The following is a 14,928-nucleotide window of genomic DNA, read 5'->3' as shown; positions in this document are numbered from 1 at the left end:
CAGGGAAGGAGTCGCGCTTGTTTCGACCGGTCTTGATCCTCGGTGCCATCCTGGCGCTGGCTGGCTGCGCAGAAAGCGGCGGCAGGGCGCAGAGCAGTTCCGCGGAGCCTGCTTCCTCCGGGCCGGGCAAGGGCAGGGGCTATTCGCACGATCCGTTTCCCTCGACCTATCGCGCCTATCCGGGCGCGCCGACGCTGGTGACCAACGTCACGATCCTCGACGGCGAAGGGGGGCGGATCGAGAACGGCTCCATCCTCTTCCGCGACGGCAAGATCGTCGAGGTCGGGCAAAATCTGGCGGCCGGGCAGGGCGTTACCGTGATCGACGGCCGCGGCAAATATCTGACCCCCGGCGTCATCGATATCCACAGCCATCTCGGCGATTATCCTTCGCCGGGCGTCGAGGCGAATTCTGACGGCAATGAGATGACTTCGCCGGTGACTCCGGAGGTCTGGGCCGAGCACAGCGTGTGGCCGCAGGACCCCGGCTTCGGCAGGGCGCTCGCCAATGGCGGCGTGACGACGCTGCAGATCCTCCCCGGCTCTGCCAACCTGTTCGGCGGCCGATCGGTGACGGTGAAGAATGTCTATGCCCGCACGATGCAGGGAATGAAGTTCCCCGGTGCGCCTTATGGCCTCAAGATGGCGTGCGGTGAGAACCCGAAGCGCGTCTATGGCGGCAAGGGACGCGCGCCTTCGACCCGGATGGGAAACATCGCAGTCGATCGCGCGACCTGGGCCAAGGCGGTCGAATATAAGCGCCGCTGGGACAAATATGAGGACAAGGGTGGCGATGCCCCGACCCGCGATCTGGCGATGGATACGCTGCGCGGCGTGCTCGAGGGTGAGATCCTCGTCCAGAACCATTGCTACCGCGCCGACGAGATGGCCGTCGTCCTCGATATGGCGAAGGAGTTCGGATACCATGTGACTGCGTTCCACCACGCGGTCGAGGCCTACAAGATCGCCGATCTGCTCAAGGCCAACGACACGTGTGCCGCGGTCTGGGCCGACTGGTACGGCTTCAAGATGGAAGCCTATGACGCGGTCCCCGAGAACCTCGCCATCCTCGAAAAGGAAGGCGCCTGCGCGATGATCCATTCGGACGACGGCAACGGCATCCAGCGGCTGAACCAGGAAGTGGCCAAGGCACGCGCTTCGGGCATCAAGGCGGGCTTCCCGATCACCGAGCAGGCCGCTTGGCGCTGGCTTGCGATCAATCCGGCCAAGGCGCTGGGCATTGCCGACAAGACCGGCAGTCTCAAGCCCGGCAAGATGGCCGATGTCGTGCTGTGGAACGGGAATCCGTTCAGCGTCTATACCCGCCCGCAGATGGTCTGGGTCGACGGCGCTTTGCTCTATGACGCGAATAATCCGAAGTTGCGGCCGGTTTCCGATTTCGAGCTGGGCCAGCCGGGCGAGGGGGATGTGAAGTGATCAGCAAGCTGCTTCTTTGCGCGAGTGCCACGCTCGCACTCGCCGCCCCCGCCGCCGCGCAGACCGTGGCGATCACCAATGCCAAGATCGTGATCGGCGACGGCTCGGGGCCGGCCGAGGGCGGCACCGTGGTCATCCGCGATGGTCGCGTCGTGGCGGCTGGCGCCGGCGTGGCCGCCCCCGCCGGCGCGCGCGTCGTCGATGCGGGAGGCCGCTGGGTAACACCGGGGATCTTCGCCGGATTCACGCGAATGGGCATCGTCGAGATCGATGCGGTTGACGGCACCAACGATACGTCGGGAGGAACCTCCCCGTTCAACGCGGCGCTCGACGTGACCCCTGCGGTCAACCCGAAGAGCAGCCCGCTTGCGATCAACCGGCTCGAGGGCGTGACTCGCGCGGTGGTGGCGCCCGATAACAGCAAGGGCTCGATCTTCGCGGGGCAGGGGGCGGTCATCGATCTCGGCGCCGATATGGGCCCGGTCGCCAAACCGCGCGCCTTCCAGTTCATGGAATATGGCGAAGCCGGCGCGCGCGCCGCGGGAGGCAGCCGCCCCGCCGCCTATGCGATGCTCAAGAACGCGCTGTTCGAAGTACGCGACTATGTCCGCAACCCTGCGAGCTTCAACGATCGCGGCAAGGATGCGCTGCTCACGCGCGCCGACGCCGAGGCGTTGACGCCGGTGGTGCAGGGGCGGGTGCCGCTGCTCGTCCATGTCGAGCGTGCCTCCGACATCCAGACGATGCTCGGGCTGAAGCGCGAGATGCCGACGCTTAGGCTGGTGCTGGTCGGCGCCAGCGAAGGCTGGACCGTCGCGCGCGAGATCGCCGTGGCGGGTGTCCCGGTGATCGCTTCCGCGCTGGCCGATCTGCCCGAAAGCTTCGAGCAACTCGCGGCGACGCAGTCCAACATCGGCCGTATGAAGGCGGCGGGGGTGCTCGTCGGGATCGGCACGATCAACCAGGACGAAGCGCGCCAGGCGCGCTGGGAAAAGCAGTATGCGGGCAATCTCGTCGCGCTCGGCCGCATCCCTGGGGCGAGCGGGCTCGACTGGGGCGAGGCATTTGCGACGATCACCTCGCGGCCCGCGGAAGCGCTCGGGCTCGGCGACGAATTCGGCTCGTTGAAGCCCGGCCGGCGCGGCGACGTGGTGATCTGGGACGGCGATCCGCTCGAAATCGGCACCAGCGCCGTCTCGGTGTTCATCGACGGCGTAGAGCAGCCGATGACCAGCCGCCAGACCCGGCTGCGCGAACGCTATTGGGATCCGAAGGAAGGTCCGATGCCCAAGGCGTATCAGCACTGATCGGGGTTCGCCCTCGGAACCTTCACGACGGGTGCGGCATTGGCGCTGCACCGGAGAGCTTTGACCGGCTGGCGCCAAGGCAGCCGGCGAACGGGAGAGTGCAGATGATCAAGCGCATTGCCCTGCCGGCGCTCGCGGCGCTGACCCTCGCGGGATGCGGGCCGGCCTCGGAGCCGGCGAACACGGTCAAGGCCGACAATTCCGATGTCGAAGCCAATGCGGTCGGCAACGAGGCCGCGCCGGGCAACGCGCTCGCCGCGGTACTCGGCATGTCCGATCGCCAGCGCAACGTGGTCTTCATCCGGGCATTGCTCGATGCGGGCATCGAGTGCCAGTCGGTGACCTCGTCCACACGGCTGCCCGATCAGGACGGCAAGCCGCTGTGGCGCGCGAATTGTTCCGACAAGACCGCGCACATGATCAGCATCACGCCCGACGGCACCGCCAACATCGTCAGCAGGACGGATCGGTAGCGAGTGCAGTTGGGTTGGGGCGATCCCGGCGAAGGCCGGGGCGCGGTTGCGAGACATCCTCGATCGTAGGACTAAGCCTCATGTCCGCCGATACTGGGCGGTCCCGCCTTCGTCGGGAACACCGACAGCAACGAACGCAAAGAAGAAGGGAGGCTCCTTGCGGAACCTCCCCCAAGTCGGGTGGAAACGGGTCAGAGGGCGACCACGCCGCCGTCATCCTTGGTGATCACCACCACTGCCGAACGCGGGCGCACGGTGGCGCCGGCGGTGCCGGTCGCCTGGCTGTCGGGCCAGTGGCTGGTCGGGGCCGCCGGCGTGCCGCCTTCGCCCGGATGCTGGATGCCGACGAACAGGGTACGACCGTCGGGCGTGGTGTCGATGCCGGTGATCTCGCATTCCACCGGGCCGACGAGGAAGCGCTTGAGCGTCGCCGCGCTCGGCGCTGCGCCGACACGGGTAGCCTGCGTCGCGGTCGCACCGCCGGTCCCCGTGTTGGTGATCGTCCGGGCGCCGCCGTCGCCGACAGTACCCGGCACCGCCGCAAGCAGCATGCAGTTGGTCACGTCGGTATAGGCTCCGTCGTCGGTCTCGATCCACAGCAACGGCTTGACCTGCCCTGCGGCGTTGGTCGAGCGGCTGAAATAGAGGCCGTCGGGGCTGGAGAAATCCTGATCGGCGGTCAGCCCCGAGATGTTGATGTTGGCGGGATCGAGATCGGCGCCGGCGCCGAACAGATAGATGTCCCAGTTGAAGGTCAGCGCCTCGGTGCTGTTGCCGGTTTCCTTGAGGCGGATGATGTGCCCGTTGGGATTGCCGTATTGGGCGCTCGCCGCGGCGCCGAAGGGGTCGTTATAGTGGCGCGGATTGGCGGCGTCGGTGCCGTTCAGCGGACGCAGCGTGGCGTTGTTGTTGGTGAGCGTCAGATAGACGTCGCCGGTCACCGGGTTGACCGCGGTCCACTCGGGACGATCCATCGGCGTCGCACCGACCACATCGGCGGCGAGGCGGGCGTTGACGAGAACATCGGCCTGGTCCGCGAAGGGGTAGACAGCAGCGGTCGAAGTGATGCCGTTCTGGCCGAACACCAGAGGCAGCCAGACGCCGGTGCCGTCGGCGTTGAACCTGGCGACGTAGAGCGTGCCGCTGTCCATATATTTGTCGCCGGTCGCGAGGCGGTTGGCCGCAGTCGCGTCGGCCGCCACCCATGCGGTGGCCGAGACGAACTTGTAGAGATACTCACGGCGTGAATCGTCGCCCATGTACCATGCCGGCTTGCGACCAGCGACGAACGCGCCGGGCCAGCAACCCTCATGGCCGAGGCGGCCGAGCGCGGTGCGCTTCTTCGGGACCGAAGTGGGCGAATAGGGATCGATCTCGACCACCCAGCCCATCTGATTGGGCTCGTTTCGATAGTCGGTGGTCGCGGTGCCACCGACAGTCGCGCGCGCGTCCCAGCGGCGGAACATGGTGTTGGTGGCGTCGGCCGGAGTCACCGTCGACCAGCCGAAGCTGCCGGTGCTGCTGGTTACGCCATAGCGGCTGAGCGCGGTCAGTTCCTTGGCGGTGCGCGCCGCATTGTCGCCGCTGCGGCGGAAATAGCCCGCCCAATTCTCTTCGCAGGTCAGCGCCGTGCCCCAGGGCGTGGTGCCGTTGGCGCAATTGTTGACCGTGCCGCGGCCGTCGGTGCCGGCGGTGGAGAAGGGCGTCTTGAGCAGATCCGAACCGCGCGCCGGGCCGCTGAAGGCCATCGGCGTGTTCGGCGTGATGCGGCGATTGAAGCTGCTGTTCTGGACCACGCTCCACGCGCGATTGGCGCCCTCGACGGCTTCGGTGACGCTGACGCCGTGATTCTCGATCTCCTTGAGCGCCTCGGCCTCGGGGCGAACGCCGCCCGGGCTCGTCGCGCCGGCGGGGTGGAGATATTGCTGGTTGATATTCTCGTGGTTCTGGACGAGCAGCCCGCGGGTCGAGCTGGTCTCGTCGCGCGCGGTGCCGGTGGCGGCGAGGCCATACCAGTAGAGTGCGTCGCCATGATCGCCGATGCGCTGGGCGAAATTGGTGTCGGTGCCGTCGTTCTTATAGGCGGGCACGCCCGCGGCGATCGGATCGCCGGTGCGGTTGATCACCTGCACCTTGTAGCCCGTGGGCACCGTGACGACGTCGAGCTTGTTCTTGGCGACGGCCGTGAAGCCGAGCTGCGCGGGGTTGACGGTAACCGTGGTGGTCGCGGTCGCCGCGGTGTTGCCGTTCGCCGCGGCGAACTGGAAGGTCAGCACCGTCGCGCTCGCGACGCTGGGGGCGAGGAAGGTGGCAGTTGCGCCGCCAGCGCCGTTCAGCGTCACCGCCGGACCGCCGGTCTGGGTCCAGGAGACTGCGCTCGCGTCGCTCGTGCCGGTCAGGGTGACGACGCGTCCGGCGGTGGTGGTCGTGGAGGCGCCCGCGCTCACCGTCGGCGCAGGAACGCCGTCCACGTCTCCGGAGTCGCAAGCGGAAAGCACGGAACCGCCGAGCGTCGCGGCGATGATGGCCGATCCGCCGCGCAGCGTCTGGCGACGCGAGAGCCGCTGCGCCGCGAGCTCGTTCAGAGTCACGGTGTCGGTGCGATTGGTGTCGGTATTGCCATCGGTATAACCGAAGGACGCGGGCGTCAGATCGTTCATGGAAAACCCCCAGGCACCCGGGTCAGGCGCGACCCGGTTCTTCCTGCCTTTGGAAGGGTGGCTTTACGGTGTGATGGAAGCGGCGTGGCTGTCTGATGACTCTTCGTGGACGCGATTGTGACGCTTTGCCCTGAGCGCCGCCAACGGCTAATCGGCGACACGATGCACGTCGGCAAACCCGATCCGGAAACCACGCCTCCAGCGCAGCCGAGCCTTGCCCAGCGCCTGCTGACCGCCGCTCGTAGCATGCCGGGAGGAGTCGGGCCCGCCACCTGGCCGGGTGGCAGGGTGGCGATGGCCGTTGCGGTGCTGATCCTCGCCGGGCCGCTGCTGACGATCGGTGGCGCGCAGGTGCTCGCCGACCAGCAGCGCGCCACTGCGAGCCGAATCGAGGCCGAAGTCGCGCCGCGTATCGCCGCCGCCGCGGCGGCGGCCGAGGCACGGACACAAATGAATGCGTTGCTCAGGCGGCGGACCTTGGGCGCAACGATCGAAACGCTCGCCCGTGCGCTCCCCGCAGACGCGACGCTGGTCCGCGCCGAACGCAACATGCAGGGCCGCCTTGCGCTCGAGATCGCCACCGCGGACCCCGACAGGCTGCGCACCGCGCTGCGGCGCGTGCCGACGCTCGCCCGGTTGCGCAACACCGGCCAGCGACAGGCCGATGCTGCGATGATCGTGCTGCTTGAAGGTACGGCGGAATGAGGCCGTCACCGCTTCTGCTCGGCGTGGGCGCAGGTCTGATCGGCCTGCTCATACTCTCGCCGCTGACGGGCGCCGCGCTGGACGATCTGGCCGCGGCGCGGGCGCAGCGTGCCCAGATGGCGCAGGCGGCGGCGCTGCCCGAGCATCAGGCCCCGATCCTTGCAAAGGACAATGCGCTCGGCGCCATGGACGCCGCGGCGGGGCGGGCGGCGATGATGGCGCGCGTCCAGCGGCTGGCGAAGGCAGGCGGCGTTCTGGTCGAGGAAACCAGTGCGGCGAACGCGCCAGAAGGACTGGTGGCGCTGCGGCTGCGAGCGTCGGGGGCGGAAAAGGCGCTCCTCGCCTTTGCCGACGCATGCGAGCGCGAGCGGCCCCTGATGCGCTTCCGCAGCTGGAAGCTCGAGCCGGTTGCGGGGGGCGTGCGGCTCACCGCCGAAGCGGTTGCAGCGCGATGAGCGCGCGCTACGACAGGATTGCCCTTGGGCTCTCCGGCGGGTTCGCGGTGTTGATGCCGCTGCTGTTGCTGACGGGCGGGATTGGACCATCCCCGTCGCCCAAAACGCTTCAGCCGACGATCCCGATGGTGGAGAATTCGATACCACCGCTCGCCGCGGCGTTCGAACGTCCGCTGTTCGGCGCGCCGGCACAGGCCGAGGACGCGGCGCTGCCGGGCGATGCGCCGGCGTTGGTCGGCATCGTCGGGCGCCTCGGTGCGGATGCAGTAGCGCTGGTGCGGACCACCGACGGCACAACGCGCGCACTGCAGGTTGGGGAGAGCGTCGACGGCTGGCAGCTCGCCAGCCTCGCGATCGACGCCGCCTTCTTCACGCGCGGCGCGCAGCGCGTCCGCGTGCCCTTGCCCGCGGGCTAGTAGATCCCGTCGATCTCGACCGTCAGCCGTGGCGTCGGCGGGGCAAGCAACAGGCTGGAGCGCCGCGTATTGGCGATCTCGTCCGAGCGCAGCCGCGCGTATTTGTCCTTCGCCGCCGCCGCCGCATCGGCGGGATCGCGCAGGATCGTCGGCTTGAGGAAGATGAACAAGGTGCGCTTCTGATGGACCTCGCGGCGGCTCTTGAACAGCTCGCCGACGATCGGGATGTCGCCGAGGATCGGCACCTGCTGGCGCGAATCCTGCCGGTCGTCGGTGATCAGCCCGCCCAGCACGATCGTCTGGCCATTATCGGCGAGCACCGTGGTGTTGATCGCGCGGCGATTGGTGACGAGATCCGACGCCGCCTGGGTCTGCGCCTCGGCGATGGACGACGCCTCCTGGTTGACCTGCAGCCGGATCGTGTCGCCCGCGTTGATCCGCGGCAGCACGCGCAGCGTGATACCGACGTCCTTGCGCTCGATCGTCGTATAGGGGTTCACCGAAGTCGAATCGGTCAGCACCGATCCGGTGACGAAGGGCACGTTCTGGCCCGAGACGAATTCGCCGGCGACATTGTCGAGCACGGTGATCTGCGGCGTCGAGAGCAGGTTCGCGCGCGTCGAGGTACCCAGCGCCTGCACCAAGATCGAGAAATCGTCGCCGATGCGGATATTGCCGGTCAGCCCGTTGCTGATCAGCGCGCCCGCGGGAACGTTGAGCGCCTTGAGGATCGTGCCGAGCGAGGTGCCCGCCTGGTCGAACGACGTGCCGACGCCCGTCGGCTGGAGCGCCGCGCCGGTGGTGCCGAGCTGGATGCCTAAAGCCTCGGCGTCGTCGCCGGTGATCTCGGCGATCGCCGCTTCGATCAGCACCTGCGGGCGCCGCACGTCGAGATCGGTGATCAGCTGTTCGATCGATGCGATCGCGGTCGGCGTGCCGCGCACCACCACCGCATTGAGCTCGGGCGCGGGCTGCACGGTCAAGTCAGGGGTGGAGAAGCCCCGCGGCGTCTCCGCCGGCTTGTTCTCCATCACCGGCTGCGTCGCTGCGTTGGCCGCCTGCATCGCATTGCCGAGCCCGCCGCCCGTCGACGCCGCGCTGTTGGAAAGCGCGGAGATGTTGGGCGAGCCGCTCAGCCGCGCGAAGGGATTGCTGTTCGACCCCGAAAGGCTGCGCGCCACCGGATTGTCGGCACTCTCGCCCTGGCCGAGCACGCCGCGCAACACTTCGGTCACGGTCTCGGCATCGGCATAGTTCAGGCGGAACATGCGCGTGATCGGCGTGGCGCCGCCCGGCTGGTCGAGCGAAGCCGCGATCCGGCGCGCCTCTGCGACGGCGGCGGGCGTGCCGCGGATGATCACGGTGTTGCTGCGCTGGTCGGCGGCGACCCGCGCGCCGGTGCCACCCTGCTGGTCGCCGAGCACGGTCTGGAGCGACTGCGCGACGTCCGCGGCATTGCCGTTGCGCAGCGTTATCGTCGCAAAAGTCGCGCCACTGCCGCCGTCGAGCTGGCGGGCAATCGCCTCGACGCGGCGGACATTGTCGGCATAGTCGGTGATGACGATGGCGTTCGGGCTGGTCAGCGGCTCGACGCTGCCGAAGGTCGCGACGAGCGGCCGGACGACGCGCGCGACATCGGCGGAAGGGACGTTGGCGAGCCGGACCATCCGCGTCACCAGTTCCTGCCCGCCGGCCGCACGGCTGGGGACGCCGCCGTCGCGCACGGCATTGGCCGCGGGGACGATGCGCCAAGCCCGGCCCGAACGCACCGCCGAAAAGCCGTTGGCGCGCAGTACCGACTGGAACAACTCCCACACCCCCGAGGGCGAGAGCGGCGTCGCCGAAGTCACGGTGACGACACCCTTGACCGCGGGATCGAGGATCAGCGTGCGGCCGGTGATGCGCGAGATCTGATCGGCGACGTCGGCGATCTCGACTCCGCGCATGTTGATCACGATGTCGCCGGGCTCGGCCTGCTCGGCGGCAGTCTGCGCGACGGCGACGCTGTCGAGCGCGATGCCGGCGAGCGCGAGGGCGGCGAGGGTGGAGCGAATCTTGTGCACTTGTGTCTCTTTATCGGAGCGGCACGGTTAGCGTGAGGCGCTTTCCGTCGCGGAGGATCTGGATCTGGGCGGTGCCGCTTGCCTGAGCGGAGGCGAATGCGGCGTTGGCGGCATTGGGGTCGCCGAGCGAAGTGCCATTGACCGACTGGATCACGTCGCCCGCAACCATTCCGGGCGGGCCATTGTCGCCGATGCGAAAGCCGCCGCTGACCGGCGTCGCATCGAAGCGCTGGAGCAAACCGGCAGTGGCCGCGGCGGGAGGAGCGGCGGGGGGCGGGGGTGCGCCGCCGCCGGGTGAGATTGCCGGCGCGCCCGGCTGGGGCGTCGTCTGCGCTGCCTGGTTCTGCGCTGCCTGGTTCTGCGCGGCCTGGTTCTGCGCGGCCTGGCGCTGCTCAGGCGACAAGGTCGGGTCGGGGAAGGCGAGGAATTCGGTGCGTCCGCCGATCGCGAGGATCACGCGATCGCGCAGGATCGACTGGATGGTCGCGCCACTCACCACTTCGCCGACATGAAAAGGCACTGCCGGCTTTCCGTCAGCTGCGATGAAGGCAGTGGAGAGCTCGGCAGGAATTGCTGCGATCACGCCCTTGAGCTCGAGCGGCAGGGCGGTTGCCTGCGAAGCATCGGCCGCAGCGGCCTTGCCGAACGGCGCGAGCGCGACCGCGGGCGCAATGTCCGGCGCCACGGCCGGCCCGCTGCGGCCCGACGGCACGGTGATCGCGCCGGTGCCGGCGTGCCCCGCCAGCCGCCAGGTCAGGCCGGCGAGCGCGAACCCGACCGAGATCACGACGAGCCCGGTGAAAATGTCGAGCGCAGTGCGTGCCTGGCGCGGCGTGAGGGAAAAAGCGGGGCTCATCCCCTCCGTCCGTCCACGAAGCCATCGAGCGATGCAAGGGGGACGCTGCCCTGCGCCGGGAATATGTCGATCCGTACGCGCTGGATTTCGGGATCGTCGGTGCTGCTGCGAGCGACCGCGACGCGCCATATCTGACCGAGCATCTCGACCTGATCGGCGTTGGCGGTGGGCGCCTTCGCCTCGAGCTCGGCAAGCCGGTTCTCCGCCACCCACATGGCCGTAGTGCGCCGCTCGACACCGCGGGTGGAATCGATGTGCGATTCGACGGTGCGCATCAGTCCGACAGTGGCGATTGCGAGCACCGCGAGCGCAACCAGTGCCTCGATGAGGGAAAAGCCATCCTCGCATCCAGTGCTCCTGCGAAAGCAGGAGCCCAGAGTTTCAGGCGTGTTGCTTGCCGCTCTGTGCTCCTGCTTTCGCAGGAGCACAGTATAAAGGCGATGCGGCAGGCTCACGCTTTCGGCGCCGGTGCCGCGTGCGCGGTCAGGCCGTCATACGTGACCAGCCACCGCTGCGATCCGCTTTCCACCGTGGCCGAAAGCGGTCGTCCCGCGCCGTCGATCCCGAGGATCACCGGCGGGCGCACGCTGAGCGTCATCACCATGCCTCCGGGCAAACGGTGGAAACCGAACGCATCATCGGTACGCGCGACCATCCGGCCGTTGGCGCCGATCGTCGCGAAGCCATAGCCATGCTTCTCGACCGTGAACGCCATGATCCGGTCGCCGAGCATCGCATCATCCGCGGCCGCCTGCAGCCGCGTGGCAAGGCGGCGCGCCTCGGTCTCGACGCTCGGCGCGCGCGTGACGCTGCCGATGCCGAGCGTCACGGCGCCTGCCATCACGCCGATGATGACGAGCACGATCATCATTTCGAGCAGGGTGAAGCCCGCGTCGGTACGATCGATATCGGCCCGCTGCTCCCCCCGCACGTTCGTCAGCCCTTGCCGTCGATATCGGCGTCGACGCCTTCACCGCCCGGCTTGCCGTCGCGCCCGAGCGAACGGATCGTGAAGCTCATGCCGTCGGACTGATATTCATAGGGCTTCTGCCACGCGTCGAGCGGCGGCGCAGACAAGTAACCGCCTTGCGCCCAGCTGCCCGGGACCGGCGCCGTGGTCGGCTTCTCGACCAAAGCCTTCAGCCCCTGCTCCGAGGTTGGATAATTGCCATTGTCGAGGCGATACATCTTCAGCGCGGCGTTGATGCTGGTGATGTTGGATCTGGTGGTCGTCGCCTTGGCCTCGTCAGGCCGCCCCATCACGTTGACGGTGATCAGGCCGGCGATCACGGCGATGATCACCAGCACGATCATCATTTCGAGGAGCGTGAAACCCTGCTCGCCCTTCGCGCGGGGAGCGTCCTTCGGGATTGTGCGGCGCTTGCTGTTCTGCCTAAGCAGTGCGATGTCACTAAACTGTTTCAAAACTATGCGCATCCCCGCCCCATGCGTCCTTCCCATGAAGCAAATGTGACAGCCTCCGCGCGTGCCTTGGGAGCGCCCGACGCGTCGGAACCGCTCGCCGCGGGTGTCTGGACGCTGGCGGGCGGTCGGCTGATCATAGCCGAGCGGGGAGGCCCTGCAACCATCCTCGTGCCGACCGAGCAGGTGCGGCTGCTCGCAGTCGATCTGCCGCTGGCGAATCGCGCCAAATGTCTCGAAGCGTTGCCGTTCGCGATCGAGGACCAGATCGCCGAGCCGATCGAGAGCGTCCATCTCGCGCTGGGCGCGGAGATCGCGCCGAAGCGCTATCTGGTAGGGGTGGTGCGGCACGAAGTGATGGCGGGCTGGATGGCTACCGCCGAGGAAGCGGGGCTGGGTCAGGCAGCGATGGTGCCCGACGCGCTCGGGCTGCCGCGCCCGGCGGAAGGTGAATGGGCAGTCGATCTAGCCGCCGAGCGCGCCATGGTCCGCGCCGGCGACGGGACAGGCTTTGCGATTCCCCCGGCGATGCTGCAGCCGGCGTGGCAGGCCGCGGGGCGCCCGGCCGCCTCGTCCTATGGCGCGCCGCTTCCGGCGGAGATGATGGCGGATGGATCGACGCTCGCGCCCGAAGCACTTTCCGAGCGACTGCTCGCCCCCGCGCTCGATCTGCGGCAGGGTCTTTATGCCCGCCGTCGCGCCGCGCTGCCCGATATCTGGCGCCGCCTCGGCTGGATCGTGGCGCTGGGTGCGGCGGCGCACATCGTGATCGCCACCGCCGACACCGTGATGCTGCGGACGATCGCCGATCGTCGCGAAGCCGATACGCGTGCGCTCGCCGCCATCGCGGCGCCGGGGGCGAATCTCGGCGGCGATCTCGCCTCGAGCGTCGCCGATCTGTTGCCGGCCGGCAGCGGCGCACCGCCCGACACGTTCCTGCCGCTGCTCACCCGCGTATCGGGCGCATTGGGCCCGCTCTCCGGCGCGATCAACGTTCGCGCGATCAATTATCAGGCCAATGCCCTGACCCTCGACCTAGACGGAACCGAACCCGGACTTGTCGGCCGTATCGACGCAGCGCTTCGCGCCTCGCGCGTGCCGGGAAGCGTAACCCGCTCGCCCGACGGCAGCATCCGCATTACGGCGAACAAACTATGAGATTCGTGATCGCCCGCCTGCCTGCGCTCGACTCCGCCCTGATCCGCTTCGACAATTGGTGGAGCGGCCTCAGCCGGCGCGAGCGCGTGCTGGTTTCGGTGCTTGGCGGCCTGCTGGCGTTCGCGGTGCTGGTCTATGGCGTGGTCAAGCCGCTCCAGGCGGCACGCGCCGATTCGCTTGCGGACATTCGCACCTATGAGACGCTCAGTGCCCGCATCCGGGCTGCGGGCACCCTGACGGCGGCACGCCCGGCGCGGCGGCAGGGCGCACCGGCACAAATCGTCAGCAGCTCGGCGGCCAGTTTCGGACTGACGGCTGCTCCGGAAGTCATCCCCGGCGGAGTCCGCGTAGTGATCGCCGATGCGAGCTATGACACGCTGGTGGCGTGGCTCGCCGATCTTGCCGGGTCGAGCGATCTTCGGGTGAAGCGCCTTTCGATGCAGCGCCGCCCGACCACGGGCCGCGTCTCGGCGAGCGTGGATTTCGGCGCATGAACGCGACACGGGTCCTCGACGACCTCCCGGCGACCTTGCCTTACAGCTTTGCGCGCAAGAACGGCGTGCTGCTTCGATCCGGGCCGGCAGGCGTGGAGTGCGTCCATCGTGCCGGCGCCGGCCTCGATGCGCTGCTGGAGGTCCAGCGCGTCGCGCCCGGCGCAAGCTATGTCGCGGTGAGCGACGAGGCTTTCGACGCGGCGCTGGGCGCGACCTATAGCGGCGGGGCGGGCGCGGCCGCCGACTTCGATCTGGGCGACATGGATTTGGCCGCGCTCGCCGACAGCGCCGCCTCGGTCGACGATTTGCTCGACACGCGTGACGACGCACCGGTGATCCGCCTGATCAACGCGCTGCTGCTCGAAGCGGTCAAGGAAGGCGCCTCCGACGTCCATATCGAGACGCAGGAGAAGCGGCTCGTGGTTCGTTTCCGCGTCGACGGCGTCCTGCGCGACATGATCGAGCCGCCGCGCGCGCTGGCACCGTTGCTGGTCAGCCGCATCAAGGTGATGGCCAAGCTCGACATTGCCGAGCGGCGGGTGCCGCAGGACGGGCGCGTGACGCTGCGCATCGGTGGGCATGACGTCGACGCGCGCGTCTCGACGATCCCGACTCAGCATGGCGAGCGCGTGGTCATGCGTCTTCTGGAGAAGGGTTCGCTGCGGCTCGACATGGAAGTGCTCGGCATGAGCGCGCGCGACCGCGATGTGTTCAATCGCCTGCTCGAACGCCCGCACGGCATGCTGCTCGTCACCGGTCCGACCGGATCGGGCAAGACCACGACGCTCTATGCTGCGCTCAACCGGTTGAACGACCGCAAGCGCAACATCATGACGGTCGAGGACCCGATCGAGTACGAACTGCCGGGCATCGGCCAGACCCAGGTCAATCCGCGCACCGACCTGACCTTCGCGCGCGGGCTACGTGCGATCCTGCGGCAGGATCCGGATGTTATCATGGTCGGCGAAATCCGCGATCAGGAGACCGCGCAGGTCGCGGTGCGATCGTCGATGACCGGGCATTTCGTGCTTTCGACGCTGCACACCAACAGCGCGATCGGATCGGTGACGCGATTGATCGACATGGGCGTCGAACGCTATCTGCTCGCGCCGATGCTGGTGGGGTTGGCGGCGCAACGGCTGGTGCGCAAGCTCTGCCCGAGCTGCCGCCGCGAGGACATCGCGCGCGATGCCGATTCGATCCTGCTCGGCGGTGCGATCCGGCCGGGCGAGACATTGTGGCGCGCAGAGGGCTGTGCGGAATGTCATCAGGAAGGCTATCGCGGCCGCGCCGGGCTGTACGAAGTCGTGGCGGTCGACGATCAGCTCCAGAAGATGATCCATGACGGCGCCTCGGAGGCCGATCTCGAGGCCCGTGCCCGGAAGGACAATCCGAGCCTGCTCGACGACGGCATCGCCAAGGTGCGAAGCGGCGTGACCACAGTCGAGGAAGTCGCGCGCGTGGTAAGGGAGGAAGCGTGACT

15 protein-coding genes are annotated in these 14,928 nt (G+C 68.2%); 9 read left to right on the top strand and 6 right to left on the bottom strand.

Translation table 11 applies throughout. The annotated features are described in order from the left end of the window. Nucleotides 1-17: 17 nt before the first annotated feature. The 3 genes from BR78_RS0105960 to BR78_RS0105950 all read left to right on the top strand — a co-directional run bounded on the left by BR78_RS0105960 (nucleotide 18) and on the right by BR78_RS0105950 (nucleotide 3,216). Nucleotides 18-1,436 (top strand): amidohydrolase, encoded by a 1,419-nt coding sequence (locus BR78_RS0105960; protein WP_029935671.1) that lies wholly within the window; start codon nucleotides 18-20, stop codon nucleotides 1,434-1,436. Continuing rightward, nucleotides 1,436-2,743 (top strand): amidohydrolase family protein, encoded by a 1,308-nt coding sequence (locus BR78_RS0105955; RefSeq protein ID WP_029935669.1) that lies wholly within the window; start codon nucleotides 1,436-1,438, stop codon nucleotides 2,741-2,743. Before BR78_RS0105960 ends, BR78_RS0105955 begins: the two co-directional genes overlap by 1 nt. A 104-nt stretch (nucleotides 2,744-2,847) precedes the next feature. Then, on the top strand, nucleotides 2,848-3,216 hold the full coding sequence (locus BR78_RS0105950) for a hypothetical protein (RefSeq protein ID WP_029935667.1): 369 nt from the start codon (nucleotides 2,848-2,850) through the stop codon (nucleotides 3,214-3,216). Between the two features lie 191 nt (nucleotides 3,217-3,407). On the opposite strand, the gene BR78_RS0105945 is transcribed toward BR78_RS0105950, so the two are convergent. Continuing rightward, entirely contained in the window at nucleotides 3,408-5,876 is a 2,469-nt protein-coding gene (locus tag BR78_RS0105945; RefSeq protein ID WP_029935665.1) for a PhoX family protein, read from the bottom strand. 162 nt (nucleotides 5,877-6,038) lie between these two features. Here BR78_RS0105945 and BR78_RS0105940 point away from each other — a divergent pair, with 162 nt between their 5' ends. The 3 genes from BR78_RS0105940 to BR78_RS0105930 are packed head-to-tail and all read left to right on the top strand — an operon-like array spanning nucleotide 6,039 to nucleotide 7,452. Continuing rightward, nucleotides 6,039-6,581: a hypothetical protein gene (locus BR78_RS0105940; RefSeq protein WP_029935662.1), complete on the top strand. Its 543-nt coding sequence runs from the start codon at nucleotides 6,039-6,041 to the stop codon at nucleotides 6,579-6,581. Further along, nucleotides 6,578-7,036, top strand: a complete 459-nt coding sequence (locus tag BR78_RS0105935) for a hypothetical protein (protein ID WP_029935660.1) — start codon at nucleotides 6,578-6,580, stop codon at nucleotides 7,034-7,036. Before BR78_RS0105940 ends, BR78_RS0105935 begins: the two co-directional genes overlap by 4 nt. Continuing rightward, entirely contained in the window at nucleotides 7,033-7,452 is a 420-nt protein-coding gene (locus BR78_RS0105930) for a hypothetical protein (RefSeq protein WP_029935658.1), read from the top strand. The genes BR78_RS0105935 and BR78_RS0105930 overlap by 4 nt, the downstream gene beginning before the upstream one ends. On the opposite strand, the gene gspD is transcribed toward BR78_RS0105930, so the two are convergent. From gspD to gspG, 5 genes are read right to left on the bottom strand one after another with little or no spacing between them, the layout of a single operon-like run. After that, the gene (gene gspD / locus BR78_RS0105925) at nucleotides 7,449-9,515 is read right to left on the bottom strand and encodes a type II secretion system secretin GspD (RefSeq protein ID WP_231478172.1); all 2,067 of its coding nucleotides are present in this window, start codon (nucleotides 9,513-9,515) and stop codon (nucleotides 7,449-7,451) included. The genes BR78_RS0105930 and gspD overlap by 4 nt on opposite strands. Nucleotides 9,516-9,525: 10 nt before the next feature. Further along, nucleotides 9,526-10,371 carry a type II secretion system protein N gene (locus BR78_RS0105920; protein ID WP_029935655.1) on the bottom strand — a complete coding sequence of 282 codons (846 nt, stop codon included), beginning with the start codon at nucleotides 10,369-10,371 and terminating at the stop codon, nucleotides 9,526-9,528. Further along, entirely contained in the window at nucleotides 10,368-10,799 is a 432-nt protein-coding gene (gspI, locus tag BR78_RS0105915) for a type II secretion system minor pseudopilin GspI (protein WP_231478171.1), read from the bottom strand. Before gspI ends, BR78_RS0105920 begins: the two co-directional genes overlap by 4 nt. 23 nt (nucleotides 10,800-10,822) lie before the next feature. Next, nucleotides 10,823-11,302: a prepilin-type N-terminal cleavage/methylation domain-containing protein gene (locus BR78_RS0105910; protein ID WP_231478170.1), complete on the bottom strand. Its 480-nt coding sequence runs from the start codon at nucleotides 11,300-11,302 to the stop codon at nucleotides 10,823-10,825. 5 nt (nucleotides 11,303-11,307) lie between these two features. Further along, nucleotides 11,308-11,796: a type II secretion system major pseudopilin GspG gene (gene gspG / locus BR78_RS0105905; protein ID WP_231478169.1), complete on the bottom strand. Its 489-nt coding sequence runs from the start codon at nucleotides 11,794-11,796 to the stop codon at nucleotides 11,308-11,310. Nucleotides 11,797-11,841: 45 nt separating this feature from the next. On the opposite strand from gspG, the gene gspL reads away from it, so the two are divergent. From gspL to gspE, 3 genes are read left to right on the top strand one after another with little or no spacing between them, the layout of a single operon-like run. Next, nucleotides 11,842-12,951 carry a type II secretion system protein GspL gene (gene gspL, locus BR78_RS0105900; RefSeq protein WP_037565989.1) on the top strand — a complete coding sequence of 370 codons (1,110 nt, stop codon included), beginning with the start codon at nucleotides 11,842-11,844 and terminating at the stop codon, nucleotides 12,949-12,951. Then, a complete protein-coding gene (gene gspM, locus BR78_RS0105895; RefSeq protein ID WP_029935645.1) occupies nucleotides 12,948-13,445 on the top strand; it encodes a type II secretion system protein GspM in 498 nt (165 codons plus the stop codon). The genes gspL and gspM overlap by 4 nt, the downstream gene beginning before the upstream one ends. Continuing rightward, nucleotides 13,442-14,926 carry a type II secretion system ATPase GspE gene (gene gspE, locus BR78_RS0105890; RefSeq protein WP_029935643.1) on the top strand — a complete coding sequence of 495 codons (1,485 nt, stop codon included), beginning with the start codon at nucleotides 13,442-13,444 and terminating at the stop codon, nucleotides 14,924-14,926. The genes gspM and gspE overlap by 4 nt, the downstream gene beginning before the upstream one ends. Nucleotides 14,927-14,928 lie beyond the last annotated feature (2 nt).

It is taken from the genome of Sphingomonas sp. UNC305MFCol5.2 (assembly GCF_000712135.1).
GTDB lineage: Bacteria > Pseudomonadota > Alphaproteobacteria > Sphingomonadales > Sphingomonadaceae > Sphingomonas.
This window is presented reverse-complemented; position numbering and strand designations above follow the sequence as displayed.